The organism is Pseudomonas sp. 1L-B-1-E-C1 (assembly GCF_057291835.1).
On record NZ_JBXAWN010000005.1, the window covers coordinates 349456 to 370412 of the forward strand.

General features: G+C 60.4%; 19 protein-coding genes. 5 read left to right on the forward strand and 14 right to left on the reverse strand.

The window, feature by feature from the left end; translation table 11 throughout:
* Positions 1 to 5: 5 nt before the first annotated feature.
* From AC0Z4S_RS11745 to AC0Z4S_RS11755, 3 genes are all read right to left on the reverse strand, one after another.
* Positions 6 to 1385, reverse strand: a complete 1380-nt coding sequence (locus tag AC0Z4S_RS11745; RefSeq protein ID WP_485623096.1) for a Fic family protein — start codon at positions 1383 to 1385, stop codon at positions 6 to 8.
* A gap of 574 nt (positions 1386 to 1959) precedes the next feature.
* Positions 1960 to 5031, reverse strand: coding sequence for an efflux RND transporter permease subunit (locus tag AC0Z4S_RS11750; RefSeq protein WP_485623098.1), 3072 nt, complete (start codon positions 5029 to 5031; stop codon positions 1960 to 1962).
* A gap of 6 nt (positions 5032 to 5037) precedes the next feature.
* Positions 5038 to 6138, reverse strand: coding sequence for an efflux RND transporter periplasmic adaptor subunit (locus tag AC0Z4S_RS11755; RefSeq protein WP_485623099.1), 1101 nt, complete (start codon positions 6136 to 6138; stop codon positions 5038 to 5040).
* A 94-nt stretch (positions 6139 to 6232) separates the two neighbouring features.
* On the opposite strand from AC0Z4S_RS11755, the gene AC0Z4S_RS11760 reads away from it, so the two are divergent.
* Positions 6233 to 6868, forward strand: a complete 636-nt coding sequence (locus tag AC0Z4S_RS11760) for a TetR/AcrR family transcriptional regulator (RefSeq protein ID WP_485623100.1) — start codon at positions 6233 to 6235, stop codon at positions 6866 to 6868.
* A gap of 107 nt (positions 6869 to 6975) precedes the next feature.
* On the opposite strand, the gene AC0Z4S_RS11765 is transcribed toward AC0Z4S_RS11760, so the two are convergent.
* Entirely contained in the window at positions 6976 to 7758 is a 783-nt protein-coding gene (locus tag AC0Z4S_RS11765) for a class I SAM-dependent methyltransferase (RefSeq protein WP_083354285.1), read from the reverse strand.
* Between the two features lie 92 nt (positions 7759 to 7850).
* On the opposite strand from AC0Z4S_RS11765, the gene AC0Z4S_RS11770 reads away from it, so the two are divergent.
* A complete protein-coding gene (locus tag AC0Z4S_RS11770; protein WP_253499522.1) occupies positions 7851 to 8471 on the forward strand; it encodes an energy transducer TonB in 621 nt (206 codons plus the stop codon).
* 3 nt (positions 8472 to 8474) lie between these two features.
* Here the strand turns inward: AC0Z4S_RS11770 and AC0Z4S_RS11775 are convergent, their stop codons facing one another.
* From AC0Z4S_RS11775 to ppc, 7 genes are all read right to left on the reverse strand, one after another.
* Positions 8475 to 9167 (reverse strand): extensin-like domain-containing protein, encoded by a 693-nt coding sequence (locus AC0Z4S_RS11775; RefSeq protein ID WP_485623102.1) that lies wholly within the window; start codon positions 9165 to 9167, stop codon positions 8475 to 8477.
* A gap of 2 nt (positions 9168 to 9169) precedes the next feature.
* Positions 9170 to 10006, reverse strand: coding sequence for an isocitrate lyase/PEP mutase family protein (locus AC0Z4S_RS11780; RefSeq protein WP_485623103.1), 837 nt, complete (start codon positions 10004 to 10006; stop codon positions 9170 to 9172).
* Between the two features lie 31 nt (positions 10007 to 10037).
* Positions 10038 to 10898: a DUF72 domain-containing protein gene (locus AC0Z4S_RS11785; protein ID WP_485623104.1), complete on the reverse strand. Its 861-nt coding sequence runs from the start codon at positions 10896 to 10898 to the stop codon at positions 10038 to 10040.
* Positions 10898 to 11206, reverse strand: coding sequence for a hypothetical protein (locus tag AC0Z4S_RS11790; protein WP_042606956.1), 309 nt, complete (start codon positions 11204 to 11206; stop codon positions 10898 to 10900). The genes AC0Z4S_RS11785 and AC0Z4S_RS11790 overlap by 1 nt, the downstream gene beginning before the upstream one ends.
* Positions 11207 to 11462: 256 nt before the next feature.
* Positions 11463 to 12137: a tRNA (adenosine(37)-N6)-threonylcarbamoyltransferase complex dimerization subunit type 1 TsaB gene (gene tsaB / locus AC0Z4S_RS11795; RefSeq protein WP_485623106.1), complete on the reverse strand. Its 675-nt coding sequence runs from the start codon at positions 12135 to 12137 to the stop codon at positions 11463 to 11465.
* Between the two features lie 95 nt (positions 12138 to 12232).
* Complete coding sequence (adk, locus tag AC0Z4S_RS11800) at positions 12233 to 12883, reverse strand: adenylate kinase (protein ID WP_217864255.1); 651 nt, start codon at positions 12881 to 12883, stop codon at positions 12233 to 12235.
* 300 nt (positions 12884 to 13183) lie between these two features.
* A complete protein-coding gene (gene ppc, locus AC0Z4S_RS11805; protein WP_485623108.1) occupies positions 13184 to 15814 on the reverse strand; it encodes a phosphoenolpyruvate carboxylase in 2631 nt (876 codons plus the stop codon).
* Between the two features lie 212 nt (positions 15815 to 16026).
* Between ppc and AC0Z4S_RS11810 the strand changes: the two genes are divergently transcribed.
* The 3 genes from AC0Z4S_RS11810 (at position 16027) to lptF (ending at position 17997) form a co-directional block, all read left to right on the forward strand.
* Entirely contained in the window at positions 16027 to 16371 is a 345-nt protein-coding gene (locus AC0Z4S_RS11810; protein ID WP_042606952.1) for a hypothetical protein, read from the forward strand.
* 377 nt (positions 16372 to 16748) lie between these two features.
* The gene (locus tag AC0Z4S_RS11815; RefSeq protein ID WP_024011747.1) at positions 16749 to 17153 is read left to right on the forward strand and encodes a DUF4398 domain-containing protein; all 405 of its coding nucleotides are present in this window, start codon (positions 16749 to 16751) and stop codon (positions 17151 to 17153) included.
* A gap of 55 nt (positions 17154 to 17208) precedes the next feature.
* The gene (gene lptF / locus AC0Z4S_RS11820) at positions 17209 to 17997 is read left to right on the forward strand and encodes a lipotoxin F family OmpA-related lipoprotein LptF (RefSeq protein WP_253499505.1); all 789 of its coding nucleotides are present in this window, start codon (positions 17209 to 17211) and stop codon (positions 17995 to 17997) included.
* A 234-nt stretch (positions 17998 to 18231) separates the two neighbouring features.
* On the opposite strand, the gene AC0Z4S_RS11825 is transcribed toward lptF, so the two are convergent.
* The 3 genes from AC0Z4S_RS11825 to AC0Z4S_RS11835 all read right to left on the reverse strand — a co-directional run bounded on the left by AC0Z4S_RS11825 (position 18232) and on the right by AC0Z4S_RS11835 (position 20866).
* On the reverse strand, positions 18232 to 18561 hold the full coding sequence (locus AC0Z4S_RS11825) for a PA3694 family proteiin (RefSeq protein ID WP_207809022.1): 330 nt from the start codon (positions 18559 to 18561) through the stop codon (positions 18232 to 18234).
* Complete coding sequence (locus AC0Z4S_RS11830; protein WP_485623109.1) at positions 18558 to 19463, reverse strand: alpha/beta hydrolase; 906 nt, start codon at positions 19461 to 19463, stop codon at positions 18558 to 18560. The genes AC0Z4S_RS11825 and AC0Z4S_RS11830 overlap by 4 nt, the downstream gene beginning before the upstream one ends.
* A 152-nt stretch (positions 19464 to 19615) precedes the next feature.
* Complete coding sequence (locus AC0Z4S_RS11835) at positions 19616 to 20866, reverse strand: flavohemoglobin expression-modulating QEGLA motif protein (protein WP_485623129.1); 1251 nt, start codon at positions 20864 to 20866, stop codon at positions 19616 to 19618.
* Between the last annotated feature and the right edge of the window lie 91 nt (positions 20867 to 20957).

Genomic DNA, 20957 nt, shown 5'->3' on the forward strand with positions numbered 1-20957 from the left:
GGTCATCACGCGGGGCGAAGTGATTCGACCCCGTGTGTTTTTTCTTCTACGGGCCCGCACAAAAAATACACCGCCTCCCGGCCCATCTTTCTTCTGGCGAATATTTGCAACTGCTTCAACCCTTCCAATATCGATTTCGCCTCACTGCCCGTGCAGGAAAAATTTTCCGCGACGTTGCTCGCCGTAAATTCCTTCGCTTCCCCGCTTTTAGCCACCTGATATAGGGCGCGCTGCTGTTGCGTCAGTTGCTCAAATACGCCCGAGCTGATCAGCCAACGGTCAAAATCCTCGGTGTCTGCCACGCTCTTGCGGTAAATATCGGTAAAGCCGACCACGGCTCGCAGAATGACAGAACACTGGAACTCGATGAAATAGGTCAGATCCAGCTCATCCGCCTCGGTGTGCAGATAGGAGCGCCCGTATTTCACCGGTGCATTGCGTAGCAACAGGCTGATCGTAATGTAGCGAAAGCCCGCGAACTCATGCTTGAACATGAACCAGTAAAACAAGGCTCTCGCAACCCGCCCGTTACCGTCGCGAAAGGGATGTTCGTAACCCATGGCGAAATGCAGCGTGATGGCCTTGATCAGTGGATGCAGATAGTTTTTTTCCAGGATCGAGGCATCGGCCTGGTTGATCCAGCCGGACAACCTCGCCAACCGCGTAACCAGACCCGCCGCAGGAGGCGGTCGGTGCACGGTGTTGCCCGAACCATCCTGAACAACCACCTCATCATTGGTTCTGAACAATCCAGGGGAATACTGCTCGTCATCAATCCCCTCCACACCCACTCGATGGATCTCTGCAATCAGCTCAATGCTCAGAGGTTCATAACGCTTTTCCCAAGCGAAATTCATCATTCGATAATTACCCATGACCATGCGCTCATCCGGCGTCCGCGGCTGGCGCTGATGCTTGAGCATGTCCTTGGCAACACGAGTCGTAGTCGCAGCGCCCTCCAACTGGCTACTTGCGATGGCTTCGTCTTCGATCAGGTCATTGAGCAGACAAGAGAAATGCACACGTTCGCCGATCTGACTGGTCATGTAATCCAGCGCGGCCGTACTGGCGTGACGATCCACCACAGCCAAGGTTGTCTGCGCCAACGGCGTTGGCACATATTTGCCCCACTGCACCGGCTCGCCCAACGGCAACAAACGGATGTACTGGGCTGCCCGCGCCTTCTTCACCAACGCCCAACAAAGGTTGGCGTCCAATCCCGCAGGCCAGCGATAGCGCAACGCCTCGAATGGCAGATAGCGCCCCTGATCATCGAGCGGCTTGAGCAGCGCCAGATAATCCGCAAGTCGTTGCTTGTGGGGCGAGCGGGCCAACAGGTCGAAAACAGGATCCGTTCTGCCGCTTAATGTCGGTGGCTTCTTCATGGGACAGCCTCAAGGACTCGGAAAAACAGAACCCTGAGTACAGCATTCGACGGGCAGCGCCTCAAGATCGGAGGTTTCTGAAAAAGCTGTAGGAAGGCAGCGTGAATTGGCGAGTTGAAATGAATTGGCTGTCAGACCGCCTTCGCGAGCAGGCTCGCTCCCACAGAAAAGCAAAATCAAGATCAAAAGATCGCAGCCTTCGGCAGCTCCTACACAGTGAGCGCAAGCTCGAGTACCGCTTTTGATCTTGCCGTGCCGGCCCCATCGGCAGGCTGAGTGGAGGGATTGATCCGGGCGTGGGAGCGCAGCGACCGTTTGGCGCAGCCAAACACAGCGGGAGGAGGTGCAGCGAAGCAAACCGGAGACGCTGCGCCCGGATCGATCCCGGAGCGAAGGAACCCCGAGCCCCAGCGAGGGGCCGAACGCCGGGGCCCAGCGTTTTGGTTACTTTTGGGCGTCTGCAAAAGTGACCCGCTGTAAGAGCGGAACCGCCAGCCGCAACACCCAAAAAAACGGATATTCACTCAGAACACCCAAAGCATGGTCGGCCCTCGGGCCGCCACGCAACCACAACTTAAACGGAGTCTTTGCGAACCCTGAACCAGGCCGCATACAACGCCGGCAAAAACAACAAAGTCAGCGCCGTAGCCACAATCAACCCACCCATGATCGCCACCGCCATCGGCCCGAAAAACACACTGCGCGACAGCGGAATCATCGCCAGTACCGCCGCCAGCGCCGTCAACACAATTGGCCGAAAGCGCCGCACCGTCGCCTCGATAATCGCCTGCCAGGGCCTGAGCCCGGAGGCGATATCCTGCTCGATCTGATCAACCAGAATCACCGAGTTGCGCATGATCATCCCGGACAGCGCGATCGTCCCCAGCATCGCCACAAACCCGAACGGCTGGCGGAACACCATCAGAAACAGCGTCACCCCGATCAAGCCCAATGGCGCCGTAAGGAACACCATCGCCGTGCGCGAGAAACTGCGCAACTGCACCATCAGCAAGGTCAGTACCACGACAATAAACATCGGCACTCCCGCATTCACCGACTTCTGCCCGCGCTCGGAGTCCTCCACCGTGCCGCCGACATCCAGCAGATAACCGTCCGGCAATTCGGCACGAATCGGGTCAAGCGTCGGCATGATCTGTTTGACCAGCGTCGCCGGTTGCTCTTTGCCATAAATGTCCGCCCGTACGGTTACGTTCGGCAGGCGATTGCGGTGCCAGATGATGCCTTCCTCGAAGCCATATTCCAGCGTGGCAATCTGCGACAGCGCCACACTGCGACCGTTATCGGTCGGCACCGCGAGGCTCGGCAATAACGACAACTCAGTGCGCTCATGCACCGTGCCGCGCAGCAGAATCTCGATCAATTCGTTGTCTTCGCGATACTGGCTGACCGTCGAGCCGACCAGCGAACTCTGGAGGAATTTCGCCAGATTGGCCGTACTCACGCCCAACGCCCGAGCGCGATCCTGATCGATGTTCAGGTAAACGACTTTACTCGGCTCTTCCCAGTCCAGATGCACGTTGACCACATGCGGATTTTCGCGAACCTTCGCCGCGACTTTGCGCGCCAGCGCCCGAACCTCTTCGATGTGTTCGCCAGTGACGCGGAACTGCACTGGATAGCCAACCGGCGGACCATTTTCCAAGCGAGTAACCCGCGAACGCAGGGCCGGGAATTGTTCGTTGAGGGTTTCGATCAACCAGCTGCGCAGTGCTTCACGCTCTTCGATGGTTTTCGCCAACACCACAAACTGGGCAAAACTCGCCGCCGGCAGTTGCTGATCCAGGGGCAGGTAGAAACGCGGCGAACCGGTGCCGACGTAGGCCACATAATTCTCGATACCGGCGTGCTCCTTGAGCAGCGCCTCGAGACGTTTGACTTCGCTGGTGGTATTGGCCAGCGAAACACCTTCGGCGAGTTTCAGGTCGACCATCAACTCCAGCCGGTTCGAAGCCGGGAAGAACTGCTGCGGGACGAAACGGAACAGCATCACCGAAGCGATGAACAGGCCGACGGTCAGTACGATCACCGTCTTGCGATGCGCCACGCACCACTCCACCAGACGCCGCACGCGCTGATAAAACGGCGTGGCGTACGGATCCGGCTGACCATCGCCAGTGCCGTGTTTTGCCACGTGAATTTTCGCCAGATCCGGCAGGAGCTTTTCCCCCAGGTACGGCACGAACATCACCGCCGCCACCCATGAAGCGAGCAAGGCAATGGTCACCACCTGGAAAATCGAACGGGTGTATTCGCCGGTGCCGGACTGCGCGGTGGCAATCGGCAGGAAGCCGGCGGCGGTGATCAACGTGCCGGTGAGCATCGGAAACGCCGTACTGGTCCAGGCATAACTCGCCGCGCGAATGCGATCGAAGCCCTGCTCCATTTTGATCGCCATCATTTCCACGGCGATGATCGCGTCGTCCACCAGCAGCCCCAGCGCCAGCACCAGCGCGCCGAGAGATATCTTGTGCAAGCCGATGCCGAGGTAATACATGCAGGCGAAGGTCATCGCCAGCACCAGCGGAATGGTCAGCGCGACGACCATGCCAGTGCGCACGCCGAGAGAGAAGAAGCTCACCAGCAACACGATCGCCAGCGCCTCGACCAACACCTGAACGAACTCGCCAACGCCGGTTTTCACTGCGGCCGGTTGATCGGAGACCTTGCGCAATTGCATACCGGCCGGGAGGTTTTTCTGGATCCGCGAGAACTCGCCTTCCAGCGCTTTGCCCAGCACCAGAATGTCGCCGCCGTCCTTCATCGCCACCGCCAGACCAATCGCATCGTCACCCATGAAACGCATGCGTGGCGCCGGTGGATCGCTGAAACCGCGACGCACATCGGCGATATCGGAGATGCGGAACGTACGATCGGCGACGCGGATCGGAAAGTTCTTTATCTCATCGACTGTCTGAAAATTCCCTGAAACGCGTAGCTGCAAGCGCTCGCTGCCGGTCTCGAAGAACCCCGCCGTGGACACCGCGTTCTGTTCCTCCAGCGCCTGCTGCACCGCCTCCAGCGGCAGGCCCAGCGTGGCGAGTTTGACGTTGGACAGCTCGACCCAGATCTTCTCGTCCTGCAGGCCGAGCAGTTCGACCTTGCCGACGTCCTTGACCCGTTGCAGCTGGATCTGGATGCGGTCGGCGTAATCCTTGAGCACGGCGTAATCGAAACCGTCGCCAGTCAGCGCGTAGATATTGCCGAAGGTAGTGCCGAACTCATCGTTGAAGAACGGCCCTTGAATTCCCGGCGGCAGGGTCTGGCGGATATCGCCGACCTTCTTGCGCAACTGGTACCAGAGGTCGGGAATGTCTTTGGAGTGCATCGAGTCGCGGGCAATGAAGGTGACCTGGGATTCGCCGGGGCGGGAGAACGACATGATGCGTTCGTACTCACCGGTTTCCATCAGCTTCTTTTCGATGCGTTCAGTGACCTGGCGCGAGACTTCCTGCGCGGTCGCGCCGGGCCAGCGGGTCTGGATGACCATCGCCTTGAAAGTGAACGGCGGGTCCTCGCTCTGGCCCAGCTTGGTGTAGGACAACGCGCCGACAACGGCGAGCAAAAGCATCAGGAACAGGACGATCTGGCGATTACGCAACGCCCATTCGGAGAGGTTGAAGCGCATCGGGGCTTACTCCTTGTTCGCCAGATTGACCACACGGTTGGCGCGATCCACCGGCCGCACCTGCTGGCCGTCGAGCAAGACGTGAACGCCGGCAGCCACCACCCAGTCGCTGGCATTCAGGCCTTCGAGCACTGCCACGCTTTTCTCGCCGAACGGGCCGACCCGCACCGGGGTTTTCTTCAACGTGTTGTTGTCGTTGACTACCCATATGTAGGTGGCGCCGTTTTCAGCCGTCAGCGCGGAAAGCGGAATGGAGAGCGAAACACTGTCGGCCGCTTGCACGAACACCCGAGCGCTCTGCCCCAGCTCGGCCGGGACTTTGCCGCTGGTGAACGAGATGCGCGCGGCGAAAGTGCGCGAGCGCGGATCGGCGGCTGGCGACAGCTCGCGGATCTGCCCAGCGAAGCGTTGATTCTGCTGCGCCCACAACTCCACGGAGACCGGCTGACCGACCTTGAAGCGGCCGAAGCTTTGCTCCGGCAGGCTGATCAGGACTTCGCGCTCGCCGTCGGTGGCGAGAGTGAACACGGTTTGCCCGGCGGCGACCACCTGGCCGACTTCTACCGAACGCTTGGCCACCACGCCATCCTGTGGCGCACGCAGCACCGCGTAACTGGCCTGGTTGGTCGAAACGTTGAATTCAGCTTTGATTTGTTTAAGGCGGGCTTCGCCGGAGCGGTATAGATTTTCCGCGTTGTCGTAGGCCGAGCGGCTGACCATCTGCCGCTCCATCAGGGTTTTGTAGCGATCGCGCTCGGCGCGCACCAGGTTCAGATTGGCCTCGGCGGCGGCGACCTGAGCGCGGGTGGCCTCCAGTTGCAGGCGCACATCTTGCGGATCGAGTTCGGCCAAGGGCTGATCGGCCTTGACGCGCTGACCTTCGTCGACCAGTCGTCGGCTGACTTTGCCCCCGATGCGAAACGCCAGATCAGGCTCATAACGCGCGCGAACCTCGCCCGGATAACTTTCCATCGCCTGCGCCGAAGGCTCGGGTTGCACCACCATGGCCGGTCGCACGGTGACTTTCGTCACCTCTTCCTGACCGCACGCCGATAACAGGAACGCCAGACTGGCTGGCAATGCAAAGGACAACGCATGGCGGAACATGGTGACGGACCTTTCGCGAATGAGGCTTGGAATATTTATACTGGCGGGTATGGTATTAATAGCAAACTCACCAGTCCAGTATTAAAAGCGAAGAATGTCGAACAATCTTTCAGCTCCAAACGGCCCGGGCCGCCCCAAGGATCCGGCAAAGCGCCAGGCGATCCTCGACGCGGCGAAAACCCTGTTTCTCTGCCATGGCTACGCCAACACCAGCATGGACGCGGTGGCCAGCGAGGCCGGCGTGTCAAAGCTGACGGTCTACAGCCATTTCAACGACAAGGAGACGCTGTTTTCCGCCGCCGTCGTCGCGAAATGCGAGGAGCAACTGCCGCCGCTGTTCTTCGAATTGCCGGAAAATACTCCGGTGGAAAACGTCTTGCTGAATATTGCCCGGGGCTTCCATCAACTGATCAACAGCGACGAATCAGTGAACCTGCACCGCCTGATCATGGCGCTGGGCAGTCAGGACCCGAAGCTGTCGCTGATCTTCTTCGAGGCCGGCCCGGAGCGGGTGGTCAATGGAATGGAAGGTTTGCTGGCGAAGATCCATGCGACCGGCGCGCTGAGCATCGACCAGCCACGCAATGCCGCCGAGCACTTCTTCTGCCTGATCAAAGGCGCGGGGAATTTTCGTTTGCTGTATGGCTGTGGCGAGCCGCTGACGGGTGAGGCGGCGGAACGGCATGTGCGGGAGGTGGTGGGGTTGTTCATGAGGGCGTACAAACCCTGACAGTTTTGCGGTGCTTGTGCAGACCGCTTCGCGAGCAGGCTCGCTCCCACATTGGAATGCATTTCAACTGTGGGAGCGAGCCTGCTCGCGAATGGGGCCACACGGTCTCAGGGTTTGAGCGCTTTCTTCGGATAAATGTCATACCGGCTCGATTTGCCATCCAGCGCATGGCTCGGTTTCGGCCCTTCGATGCACGGTGCCTTGCGCGGGCGCTTGACGACGACCCGGTGCGTGGCCAGGGCCAGCGCCGCTTCAAGCAAGGCCGGTGCATCCGGGTCATCGCCTACCAGCGGTCGGAACAGGCGCATCTCTTTCTTCACCAATGCGGTTTTCTCACGATGCGGAAACATCGGATCGAGATAGATCACCTGTGGCGGCTCGCCTTCCCAATGACGCATGACCTCAATGGAATTGCCTTTGAGCAATTTCATCCGCGCCACGATCGGCGCCACGTCGAAATCTTCCGCCGCCCGCGCCAGGCCATCCTCAAGCAATGCGCCGATCAACGGCTGGCGCTCGATCAGGCTCATTTCACAACCGAGACTGGCCAGCACAAACGCATCCTTGCCCAACCCCGCCGTGGCGTCGAGCACGCGCGGGCGCACGCCTTGGGCGATGCCGACCGCTTTGGCGATCATCTGCCCGCTGCCGCCGCCATACAAACGCCGATGCGCCGCACCGCCCTCGACGAAGTCGACCCGCACCGGGCCCGGGGCGTCCGGGCCAAGCTGCTGCAACTGCAAACCCTGCTCGCCCACCTGCAAGGCGAACTCGCCGTCCGCCTCGCCGAGCGGCAGGCCGAGACGTTCGGCCCAGTGCTCGGCTTGCGCTTGAAACGTCGGCGCGAGGGCCTGAACGTGAATGCGGCAGGCCGCGGGTGACTCGATCATGAAAAAACGCTCAAAAAAGTTAAGGATCGACAAAAACCGCCGATAAACCATTCAACGCGCATTTTGCCAGAGCTGAGCGTCAACCGAAAAAAATGTCAGGCATTCTTCCCACATCGATTGGCTACGTTTCGCCCCATGGCGACTTCAGCCGTCATAACACTCAAGCACTGAGCGGCGTCAGTCACCTGTGGCAGGATTTCTTTGCCCAGGCCTTGGCCGAACAGACGAGTGAAGTGGTGCCTGCCTGTGGCACGTTTCCACCGGTAGACCTGAACAGCCCGGAAGAACCGACCGTTGGCAGCGAACTGCACGCGCACATCGTCAGCCAGCGCGAGTGCGATGTGGTGGAAACCGAAGTTCGTCCGCCAGAGCCGCTGTTCCTGCCGATCGCCGAATTTGAAATGGAGCTGCTGGACAAGCCGTTCCCGCCGTTCCCGCCTGAAGAAATCAAAGCCCAGCAAGAGCAACAGGACTTCGACAGCAGTTGGGTGCGCCCGATCGTGATCAACAATGGCCAGCCGCTGCCTGAACCAGGCCCCGCTCCACAAAAACGTCCACTGTACCTGCCGATCGCCGAGTTCGACCTGGACTTGCTGCAGAAGCCGTACCCGCCGTTCCCGCCGGAAGAAATCGTCGAGCAACAGAAAGCGCTGGACTTCGATAATGGCTGGGCTCGTCCGATCGTTCTGCAGAACCTGCGTCTCGCCGCCTGATCCTCAGCGACACACGCTCCAGCGCCCGACATCGACATGAAAGTGATTGCGATGGGCAGCGTTGTAATCCGGGCTCAACACCACACTGAATGACTCACAGGCGCCATCGCGCAGCTGACGCAGAAATTGTGCGTCCTGATTCTGTTTTGGCCAGTCCTTGAGCACGCTGATCGTGCGTCCGTCAGCGAGGCGGAAGCCGGCAATGTCCAACGCATCGGCACTGGCATGTCGACTGAGGGCACCGTTCTCACGGTTGTAGACATTGCGACAGGCAAAGCTGCCGAGATGGTCGACCCGCGTGATCTTCTGGCCGTAAACCGATTGCGCCGCCGGTTGCAGGGTGTGGTGTTCGAACATCGCGTAGGCCACCGCCAGTGGGCAACTGGCGATAAAACTGCTGCTCAGCGCCACGTCACCGCCCTGCACACGCAGAGCGCCGATCAGCGGGCACTTGGCACCGGGGCTGTCGGCCTGGCGGCTGACGCGCAGATCCGAGCTGCCCAGTGCCTGTGCGCACAGCTCAGGATCGCTGCGCAGGCGCATGAGTTTGTAACCGGTCAGCCAATTGGGCGCGGCTTTTACGTCCAGCGGTGCCCAAGGGTTCCACTGCGGTGGCACGTCCAGCCAACCGCGCCAGACACTGACCGCCGCACCGCCGATCGCCAGCAACACCCACCAGAACAGCCAGCGCCCCATGCTCAGTCCTTGAAGAACTGATTGGCCTTGGCGTACGGCATCGACTGCGACGTAAAGCCAAAGGTGCCGGACTGCTGGATTTCTTCAGCCGCGCGGAAGAACTCGCCGAACGCCGCCAGCGCCAGCGCCGACCCGGTGCTGATCCGCCGTACGCCCATTTCCTCAAGCTGTTGCACCGTCAGTTTCAAACCACCGGACATCAATACGTTGACCGGTTTCGGCGCCACGGCTCGCACCACCGCCCGCACTTCTTCGGCGGTGCGCAAACCCGGCGCGTAGAGCACGTCGGCACCCGCCTCGGCGAATGCCTGCAAGCGGCGAATGGTGTCATCAAGATCCGGGTTACCGTGCAGGTAGTTTTCCGCGCGAGCGGTGAGGACAAAGGGAAACGGCAGCGTGCGCACCGCCGCGACGGCGGCTTCAATGCGCGCCACGGCGTGTTCGAAGCAATAGATCGGCGCGTCCGGCCGCCCCGTGGCATCTTCGATCGAACCGCCCACCGCGCCCGCCTCGGCTGCGCGTAGAAGACTCTGCGCAGCTTCGACCGGATCATCGGCAAAGCCGTTTTCCAGATCCACCGCCACCGGCAGATCCGTCGCTGCGACGATCGCGCGGACATTGGCCATGGTCTCGTCGAGACTCAACGCGCCATCAGCCTTGCCCTGAGAAAACGCGTAGCCGGCACTGGTGGTGGCCAAGGCCTGATAACCCAGACTGGCGAGCATCTTCGCCGAGCCGGCATCCCACGGATTGGGAATCACAAAGATTCCCTGGCGATCATGCAGGGCCTTGAAGGCCTGGGCTTTACGCAGTTGCGCTTGACTGGCTTGGACGTTCATCGACGGGCTCCGGGGCAGAAAAAAACCCGCCTCAGAGCAAGCCAAGCTGCTCGGCGGCGGGTTCTCTGTATAGCTCAGGCAGCGCGGGCAAGCCAGGCAAACGTTGCATCAGTCGGGCGTGGAAACGCTGCGCCAGTTTCGCTGCCAACAGGTTGTCGGCGGTGTGCAGGAAGATGTAAGGCGTGCGGCCCTCTTCGATCCATTCGGCGATTTTCGCCACCCACGGCACGAGAAACGCCTCGTTGGCCTCAAGCTTCGGATGGCCGATGAAGCGCACCTGAGGAAACTGCGTGAACGCCGCCGGACGGGTCGGCACTCGCGGCTTTTTCGATTGCGCATGGATCACCGAAGACTCGGTCGACAAGCAACTGAACAGTGCGCGCGGGTCGAGACAGATGCGCTCCACGCCTCGATCCAGCAGCAGGCGATTGAGCAGGCGCTCGCTGTCGCCCTTGGCGAAGAACTGCTCATTGCGCACTTCCACTGCGAGCGGGCAATCCAGCGCGTCGATGAACGCCACCAGTTCCGGCAGACGCTGCGGTGTGAAGCTTTTCGACAGTTGCAGCCACAGCGGCGAAACACGCTCACCAAGGGGTTTTAGCAATTGCAGGAAAGTTTCGGCAGCGCTCAGTTGCTCGCGCAGGTCGCCACTGTGGCTGATGTCGCCGGGAAATTTGGCGGTAAAGCGAAAGTGCGCGGGCATGATCTCGGCCCAGCGCTGCACAGTGGCTGGCGACGGACTGGCGTAGAAGGTGGTGTTGCCTTCAACCGCGTTGAACACCTGGCAGTAGAGAGCGAGAAAATCGGAGGTTTTTGCGTCTACCGGATACAGATACTCGCGCCAGGCATTTTCGCTCCAGGACGGGCAGCCGAGGTAGTAAGGCAGATCCATCAGATATACAGATCGAGGCCCAGCACGTCCGCATCCCAATCGACAAAACCGGCGGTGCTCAGGTAGCTGGCCAGGGCCATCGCTACGCTTTTCTTCATTGCGCGGTGGTAGATCATGTCTTGCTGACGGGCAGGCAGGTTGCTCAGACGTTGCGCGGTGGCTTGGGCAGCACGAGCGGCCATTTGCTCTTCGCTCGGAAATTCCAGCTCGCCGTCGATGATGTCGACGGACTCATCCAGCGCCGCATTGCCTTTGCGCGGCTTGCGCTTGATGGGATAGGACTGAGTGGAAACGCCGTCTATACGCATAATGTCATGCTCGGTATCGATGATGGCAATTTAGCGGCACTTGACCGACTTAGCAAACCGCCGAGTGATAACTAGAACACAGAAAGCGCAAAAGGTTTTAAGCGAGGGTGTAGAAACTGACGATTGGCGATATTTGGATGGGACCTCCACCCTGTGGGAGCGAGCTTGCTCGCGAAGGCGTCTGGTCAGTCAATACAAGTGCTGAATGTGCCGGCTACTTCGCGAGCAAGCTCGCTCCCACAGGGTTTGCGCTGATTCAGCGGGCTTTGGGCGTGGCGACTTTATCGCGCAGGTAAACCGGTTGGGCGTCATCCGCCGGGATTGATTCGCCGCGCTCCCAGGCGAAACGCGCCAGCGTCAGCAGGTCCTCGGCGTGGGGCAGCATGCCGGCGTCGGCGCCGCTCAGATTGATCGCGATGCGCTCACCATAACCCCAACCGGTTCCGGCACCGAACCAATCGCCACTGGCATCAGCTGGTAACGCGGCGACTTCCGGCGGCAGCACGGCTTCGGCGCCAACCAGACGCATCTCCCCCGCCGTCTCGCGGTAGCAGCCCCAATACACTTCATCCATCCGCGCATCGATCGCAGCCGCCACCTGGCTGACGCCATGCTCACGCAAGGCACGCTGTGCCAGCACGGCAAGATTGGATACCGGCAAGACCGGACGATCCAGCGCAAAGGCCAAACCCTGCACCACACCAATGGCAATGCGCACACCGGTAAACGCGCCCGGGCCACGGCCGAAAGCAATCGCGTCGACCGCTTGCAGCGTGGTGCCGGCATCGGCGAGCAATTGCTGGATCATCGGCAGCAGCTTCTGCGCGTGCAAACGCGGGATCACCTCGTAATGGCTCGTGACCTTGCCGTCATGCAGCAAGGCAACGGAGCAAGCTTCAGTCGCGGTGTCCAGGGCCAGCAAGGTGCTCATCGATGTTTCCAAAACAGGGGTGGGAAAAAAGTGCGTCAGTATAAACAACTACGGCCCGCAAGCGGGCCGTGGATTGATGCTGCGGTTCAGACTTTTCAGCTCAGCGCGGCCAGCACCTTGGCCGTGATCGCATCGACCGAACCCACGCCTGGAATGTGACTGTACTTCGGCTTGCCACCATTGGCGGCAGACAACTTCTGGTAGAACTCCACCAGCGGCTTGGTCTGCGAATGGTAGACCGACAGGCGATGACGCACGGTTTCCTCGGTGTCGTCCTTGCGCTGCACCAGCTCTTCGCCAGTGATGTCGTCCTTGCCTGCCAGTTTCGGCGGATTGTAGACGATGTGGTAAACGCGGCCGCTGGCTTCGTGAACACGGCGACCGGCGATGCGCTGAACGATTTCTTCGTCTTCAACAGCGATTTCCACCACAGCGTCCAGTTCGACACCGGCAGTGACCAGTGCTTCCGCCTGCGGAATGGTGCGCGGGAAGCCGTCGAACAGGAAACCGTTGGCGCAATCAGGTTGAGCGATGCGGTCCTTGACCAGCGCGATGATCAGGTCATCCGATACCAGGCCGCCGGCATCCATGATGCTCTTGGCTTGCACGCCCAGTGGAGTGCCGGCCTTGACCGCAGCACGCAGCATGTCGCCGGTGGAGATTTGCGGAATGCCGAATTTCTCGGTGATGAACTTTGCCTGAGTACCTTTACCGGCCCCGGGAGCTCCCAGCAGAATGACGCGCATCGATGTGCTCCTCAATTTTTTATATAAAAGCTTTACAAAACAAAGGATTCGCTCGTAACCGGCGGATCCTGAAAATACGGGTCGTGGCCGCACAAACGGCCAAAGGCTGATCAAGATACACAGCAGGCTGCGCCCACACAAGACGCCAAAAGTCGGAGAAACCGACGCCCGCCGTGACCTCGCGACGCGGTAACCCAAGTCGCAACCCCAACATTAACTGTCGCCTCGCGGCACTTTCCCACGGCACAAGTAGCGGCATCCGACCCTCATCGCGAATGCCGCCTGACGTGATCAGCAACCTTAGCCGGTATTGCGCAATCCGGCGGCAATCCCCGCCACAGACACCAGCAGCGCCTGTTCCACCGGGCTGCCCTGCTCGACTTCCTGCTGCCGCGAACGCGCCAACAACTCCGCCTGCAATAGATGCAGCGGGTCGAGGTAGGTGTTGCGCAAGCGGATGAATTCGAGGGTGTCCGGGCTGTGTGCCAGCAGCTGCGACTGCCCGGTCAGGCCGAGCACCACCGAGCAGGCCTGCGACAATAGGTCGCGTAACTGCGCGCCCAACGGCAGCAGATCGGCCTCGACCAGACGCTCGTCGTAGGACTGCGCAATATCCGCATCAGCCTTGGCCAGAACCATTTCCAGCATGTCGATGCGGGTGCGGAAGAACGGCCACTGTTCGCGCATCTGCCCGAGCAATTCGCCCTCGCCGCGCTCCAGGGCCTTGCTCAGCGCTGTCTCCCAACCGAGCCAGGCCGGCAGCATCAGCCGCGTTTGGGTCCAGCCGAAAATCCACGGGATCGCCCGCAGGCTTTCGATTCCGCCGGCACGGCGCTTGGCCGGACGACTGCCCAAAGGCAAACGTCCCAGCTCCTGCTCCGGGGTCGACTGACGGAAATACTCGACGAATTGCGGATTTTCCCGCACTACCTGGCGGTAAGCGCTGACACCGTCAGCCGCCAGTTCGTCCATCAGATGCCGCCATTCAGGCGTCGGCGGCGGCGGTGGCAGCAAGGTCGCTTCGAGCACGGCGGCCAGATACAGATTGAGGTTTTGCTCGGCGATGTCTGGCAGGCCGAATTTGAAACGAATCATTTCGCCCTGCTCGGTAGTACGGAAACGCCCCGCCACCGAACCCGGCGGCTGCGACAGAATCGCCGCGTGCGCCGGGCCGCCGCCACGTCCCACGGTGCCGCCGCGACCATGGAACAACAACAGTTCGACTTGCTGTTCACGGCAGATTTCCACCAGCCGCTCCTGCGCACGATATTGCGCCCAGGCCGCAGCGGTGGTGCCGGCATCCTTGGCCGAGTCGGAATAGCCGATCATCACTTCCTGCGGACCGTGCAGGCGCGCGCGATAGCCCGGCAACAGCAACAGACGCTCCATCACCGGCCCGGCGTTGTCGAGGTCGGCGAGGGTTTCGAACAGCGGCACCACACGCATCGGCCGCAGCACGCCGGATTCCTTGAGCAACAATTGCACCGCGAGGACATCGGAAGCCGCGCCAGCCATGGAGATCACGTAGGAGCCCAGCGACGCAGCGGGCGCGGCGGCGATCTCCTTGCAGGTGTTGAGCACTTCAGCGGTATCCGCCGACGGTTTGAAATGCGCTGGCAGCAACGGACGACGGTTGTTCAGCTCCTCGGTGAGGAAGTTGATGCGCTGTTCTTCGTCCCAGTCCTCATAGCGGCCGAGGCCGAGGTAATCGGTGATTTCCGTCATCGCCGAGCTGTGCCGCGTGGAATCCTGACGCACATCGAGGCGCACCAGGAACAGGCCGAACGTCACCGCTCGACGCAGGCAATCGAGCAACGGCCCGTCGGCGATCACGCCCATGCCGCATTCGTGCAGCGAGTTGAAACACAGCTGCAGTGGTTCGAGCAGATCGTGATTGTCATTCAGCACATCGGCGTTTGCCGGGGTCGGCGCGGTCAACGCGGCGTGTGCCCAGTTGCGCGTGGCACGCAGGCGTTCGCGCAATTGCTTGAGCACCGCGCGATAGGGTTCGGCGCTGTCGCCAGCCTTGGCCTTGAGCGCGTCGCTGGCCTGTTGCATCGACAGCTCGGCAGCAAGATGATCGACATCGCGCAGGTACAAATCAGCGGCCATCCAGCGCGCCAGGAGTAAAACTTCTCGGGTCACTGCCGCGGTGACATTGGGGTTGCCGTCACGGTCGCCGCCCATCCACGAGGCGAAGCGGATCGGCGCGGCTTCCAGTGGCAAGCGCAGGCCCGTCGCGGCGAACAGGGCCTGATCGGCCTTACGCATGTGGTTGGGGATCGCCTGCCACAACGAATGCTCGATCACCGCAAAGCCCCACTTGGCTTCATCGACCGGGGTCGGCCGCGTGCGGCGGATTTCTTCGGTGTGCCAGGCTTCAGCGATCAGCCGTTGCAGTTTGGTCTGGATCTGCTCGCGCTCGGCACTGGTCAGGTCGCGATGATCCTGTGCGGCCAGTTGCGCGGCGATCGCGTCGTACTTCTGGATCAGGGTGCGCCGTGCCACTTCGGTTGGGTGCGCGGTCAGCACCAGTTCGATTTCCAGTCGCGCCAGTTGCCGGGCCAGGGATTCGGCGCTGTGCCCTTCGCTGCGCAAGCGCGCGAGCAATTCCGGCAAAACCCGCGACTCGAACGGCGCCGGTTGCGACTCCTCGCGGCGATGGATCAGTTGATACTGCTCGGCGATGTTGGCCAGGTTGAGAAACTGGTTGAACGCTCGCGCGACCGGGAGCAATTCGTCTTCGCTCAATTGATTGAGGCTGGCGCTCAGTTCGGCGTCCATCGAGCCACGCCGGTCGGCTTTGGCGCCCTTGCGAATCTGCTCGATCTTGTCGAGGAACGCCTCGCCGTACTGGTCTCGAATGGTGTTGCCCAACAGCTCTCCGAGCAGGTGAACGTCTTCGCGCAAGCGTGCATCAATATCGGTCATCAGCAGTTCTCCAGCGGTAATCGGGGACAGCGCAGAAATGAATGCTTTGCCAGAGAGTGCCGCTCTGCGCCGCTTCTTACAAGCAGGCGACGAATCGACTTAAACCTTGCGCGCGAAAGCCAGTCTCAACAGTAAGCCGTACGACGGCCCGCTGCCGGCGCTGCCGGACACTCACCCAGGCCTGCGATCAGCAGGCGCGAAATGAGGTCATCATGAAAATTCGTGAACTCGCCCAGCATTGGGAAGAAAACGCCAAAGGTCGCCTGACCGACACCGGCTACACGATTCACCTGGATGTGGAATCCGCTGCTCGCCTGGCGGCGATTGCCGAGATGTATCCCAAGCGCCATCCCGAAGAACTGCTCGGCGAACTGATCGGCGCTGCGCTTGAGGAGTTCGAAGCGAGCCTGCCGTATGTGAAAGGCTCGACTGTGGTGGCGACGGACGAGGAAGGTGACCCGTTGTATGAGGATGTAGGCCCGACCCCGCGTTTTCTGGCCTTGTCGCGTCGACATCTGCATGACTTGTCCTCGGCTGAGAACAAGCAGAAGCACTGATCCGACACAAATCAGACTGTAGGAGTGAGCCTGCTCGCGAATGCGGATTATCATTCAGCATTTGTGCTGACTGACACATCGCATTCGCGAGCAGGCTCGCTCCCACATGGGCGGTATTCCAGTTCGCAAATTGGTTTATCAACGGACAGATAATACCCGCGCGTACCGCCTCAAACCGCTAAAGTTCCCGTCCCAGAGCCTTGTCCAAACGGTCAATTTAATTTTTGGCGATAGGCCATCTTTTCTGAACTTTTCAAAAATGCCGCCGGTCGGAACAGGTAACCACGCCTGGAACGAGCGTTTCAATTCGCGTCAACAAGCGATGCTTTCGGCTCCTCTGCCAGGATGGATTCAGTTGTATTTTCAGGAGATGCCTAATGGAGTTGAAGACCATGAAAACCCAAACCTCGTTTTCCCACCTGCGCGGTCTGAAACTGGCCGCTCTGGCCATCGGCACCAGCTTCGTGCTGGCCGGTTGCGCGGGTAACCCACCGACCGAGCAGTACGCCGTGACCCAATCGGCCGTCAACAGCGCTGTCAGCGCTGGCGGTACCGAGTTCGCTGCTGTGGAAATGAAGCAGGCTCAGGACAAACTGAAACAAGCTGAAATCGCCATGCACGACAAGAAGTATGACGAGGCCCGTCGCCTGTCCGAACAGGCTGAATGGGATGCTCGCGTCGCTGAACGCAAGGCTCAGGCCGCCAAGGCCGAACAGGCTGTGAAGGATTCCCAGAAAGGTGTTCAGGAACTGCGTCAGGAAAGCCAGCGCACTGTGCAGTAAGCGCGCATCCCGACAGCAAAGCTGAAACTCTTACCGATAGAAAGGACGACAAATTATGCGTAAGCAACTGATGATTCCCGCTCTTCTGGCCGCAAGCGTTGCACTGGCTGCCTGCTCCACCCCGCCTAACCCGAACCTGGAACAGGCGCGCACCAACTACGCCGGCCTGCAGGCCAACCCACAGGCGAGCAAAGTCGCAGCACTGGAAACCAAAGACGCCAGCGATTACCTGGACAAGGCCGACAAGGCCTATCTGGATAAACAAGACGCGGCCAAAGTTGACCAACTTGCTTATCTGACCAACCAGCGCGTGGAAGTGGCCAAGCAGACCATCGCTTTGCGCACCGCTGAAAACAACCTGAAAAACGCCGCTGCACAGCGCGCTCAGGCTCGTCTGGATGCCCGTGACCAGCAGATCAAACAGCTGCAGGACAGCCTCAACGCCAAGCAGACCGATCGCGGTACGCTGGTGACTTTCGGTGACGTGCTGTTCGCCACCAACAAGGCTGACCTGAAGTCCAGCGGCCTGGTGAACATCAACAAACTGGCGCAATTCCTTCAGGAAAACCCGGACCGCAAAGTGATCGTCGAGGGTTACACCGACAGCACCGGCACCGCGAGCTACAACCAGTCGCTGTCCGAGCGCCGCGCGACTTCCGTGCAGATGGCTCTGATCAAGATGGGCGTCGACCCTTCGCGCATCGTCGCTCAGGGTTATGGCAAGGAATACCCGGTAGCGGATAACGGCAGCGTCTCGGGCCGTGCGATGAACCGTCGTGTGGAAGTGACCATTTCCAACGACAACCAGCCGGTCGCACCGCGCTCCTCGGTGAGCTCGAACTAAGCTTCACCCGGTAACGCAAAAGCCCCGCCTGATTGATCAGGCGGGGCTTTTTTGTGGGAGAAGATATCGTAGCCCCTCACCCCAGCCCTCTCCCGAGGGAGAGGGAGCCGAATTGTGCCGTTTTCAAAACTTGTGTTCGACGCAATGGATCAGGTCGGCGTAGCTCAAACAAACACCTCGGTCAGTCCCCTCTCCCTCTGGGAGAGGGTTAGGGTGAGGGCTGAACCTGCAGAATCACTGCTCCAGCTTCTGCGGTGTCTCTTCGCCCATGCACCGCACGGCTTTCTTCTGCGCATTGACCAACACCCCGGTCAGGCCTTTCTGCTCGGTATCGAACAACACCAGCACGCCATCAATACACTGCGCCACTTGCGGCGCGGGGGTCAGCGAGACTTTGTAGTCCTCGCCCGGCACGGTCTTGAGCATGGTGAATTCGCTGAGCAGCAACGCATCCTCCGGCTTGGCGAAGTGCAGATAGCCGTAGTACCACAGCGCTCCGACGGTGCCGAGGATGCTGCAGATACCGGTGATGATCAGCGGGATGGCATTACGTTCTTCACTCATTGCGGACTCTCATCTTCAGAATTCGGGGCTTTCGGATAATTGGGGATTTCGCCGAGGCGGCGCAGGCCGTCGAAGTGCTGGGGATCGTCGAGATAGCGCAGCATGACCTGGCGCCACACCGGGTCGCCGAAGGTTTGCACATGACCACCACGGGTCAGTTGCAACACGCGCGGTGGCGGCGCTGCCTGATACAGACGAATGCCGTTGGCCATCGGCACCAGCGGATCGTCGATGCTGTGGAAGATCAGCTTCGGCACGCCAGTCAGCTGTGCGATCGAGTTGATTGCGCTGTCGCCGTCGGGTACGAGCCACGACAGCGGCACTTGCAACGGCCAGGTCAGCCATGAAGTGCTGAGGGCGAACTGGCCGACACTGCGATAACTGGCCGGCACGCCATCCAGCACCAGGGCCTTGAGCTGTTTTTGTCGCTCAGGATGCTGCGCCAGCCAATGCACCGACATCGCGCCGCCCAGGCTTTGTCCGAGCAGCACCAGCGGTTTGCCTTTGACCTCGGGCGCGTTGTCGAGCCAGGCGAACGCCGCATCGATGTCCTGATAGATCGCCGGCAGGCTCGGCTTGCCCTCGGACAAACCGTAGCCGCGATAGTCGACCAGCAGCACCTGATAGCCGTTCTTCGGCAACCACCAGCTCCCGCCCAGATGCATCGGCAGATTGCCGCCGTTGCCGTGCAGATGCAGGACCGTGCCTTTGACCTCGACGCCAGATCTGGCCGGCAGCCACCAGGCGTTGAGTTTCAGGCCGTCGGCGGTGGTCAGCGTGACAGTACGGTATTCGAGTCTGGCTTTGTCCGGGGTGAAGATCTGGCCCGGTTCGGGGTAGAACAGCAGCGAACTGCAACCGCCGAGGGTCAAGAGCAGGCAAAGGATGCCGAGGATTCTCATCCGGTGAAACCTCGCAAAGAAGAGAGCTGAACACAAATCAAACCTGTGGGAGCGAGCCTGCTCGCGAAAGCGGTTTATCAGCCAACATCAATATTGAAGGTGAGATCGCATTCGCGAGCAGGCTCGCTCTCACAAGGGGTTCGGTGCTGGGTCTAGAGGATATTGGAATAATCCGCCTCAATCCGGTCCAGGCTCAAATGGTTGAGGAAGTTGGAGAAACACATCCACGCCGACAACGCATTCAAGTCACGGAACTGGTCCGGCAAATACTTGGGCGGCACCACCAGGCCTTCGTCCACCAGTTGCCGCAAGGTACGCATGTCTTCCAGTGTGGTCTTGCCACAGAACAACAACGGAATCTGCTCGAGCTTGCCTTTGCGCACGGCCAACTGAATGTAGTTGTAAACCATGATGAAGCCCTTGAGGTAGGACAAGTCTTTGGTGAATGGCAGACCGGTCGGCGTCGAGCCACGGAACACCCGGCTGGCGTTGCCGTAGCTTTCGGCCATCTCGAAACCCTGCTCGCGGAAGAATTGGTAGATCTGCAAGAAGTCCGCGCCCTCCTCGACCATGTGTATCGCACGGGTGCGGTTGGTCAGTTTGCGCAGGCGACTCGGGTAGGAGGCGAAGGTGATGATTTCCATCAGGATCGCCAGACCTTCCTGCGTTACCGTCGACGAGGGCGGGCCTTTCGACAGGAACGTACAGATCGGCTGGTTCAAACCGTTGAGCGTGGTGCCGACATGCACCAGGCCTTCGTGGACTTCCAGTGCGCGCACGTCGCGGTCGTTGAACAGCGCGTCGGTGCGGATCTTGATGTAGTCGGCGCCCGCTGCCGCGTCGGCGACGATGCCGTCGGACTCGAACACGCGAATGGTTTCCTCGGCCTCGCCGAACACCTTGTTGAGTCGGGTTTGCAGCAGGTGCACCGCGTCTTTGGCGGTAAGGATTTTCGGCTCGTCCTTGAGGTCGCCGCGCCCGTCGATGTTGTTCAGGTAGTCGGACATCATCAGGCCGAGGTCGGCCAGGGTCGGGTCACCGGCGTGGAAGGCATCGGACGCCGCGCCGTACAGTTCTTGCGAGATCAGGCCGAAATCCTCGGTGCCGCGCGCTTCGAGCATGCGCACCACCATGCGGTATTCCTTGCACATGCGCCGCATGATCTGCCCGACAGGGTTGAACTGTCCCAGTTGGCGGGTGATATCGCGTTCAATGTTCTGGAATTCCAGCTTGACCTGGCTCGAATCGAATGACAGCGGACGGTTGAGGTAGTAGTCGCGATCCACCGCCGGCATTTCCTTGCCCTTGGCCTTGAGGAAACCCTTGCGCACGTTGTCGTCCCACTTGACCGCATCGAGCACGCGGATCGGCGTCTGCGCCAGCACAATGCGATCGGACAACATGCGTATCGTCTGCTGGTAATCGTCCACCCGAAACTCCTGTAGAAAACGTGACACGTTGAATGACTGGGCGCGGACTCCCTGTAGGAGCTGC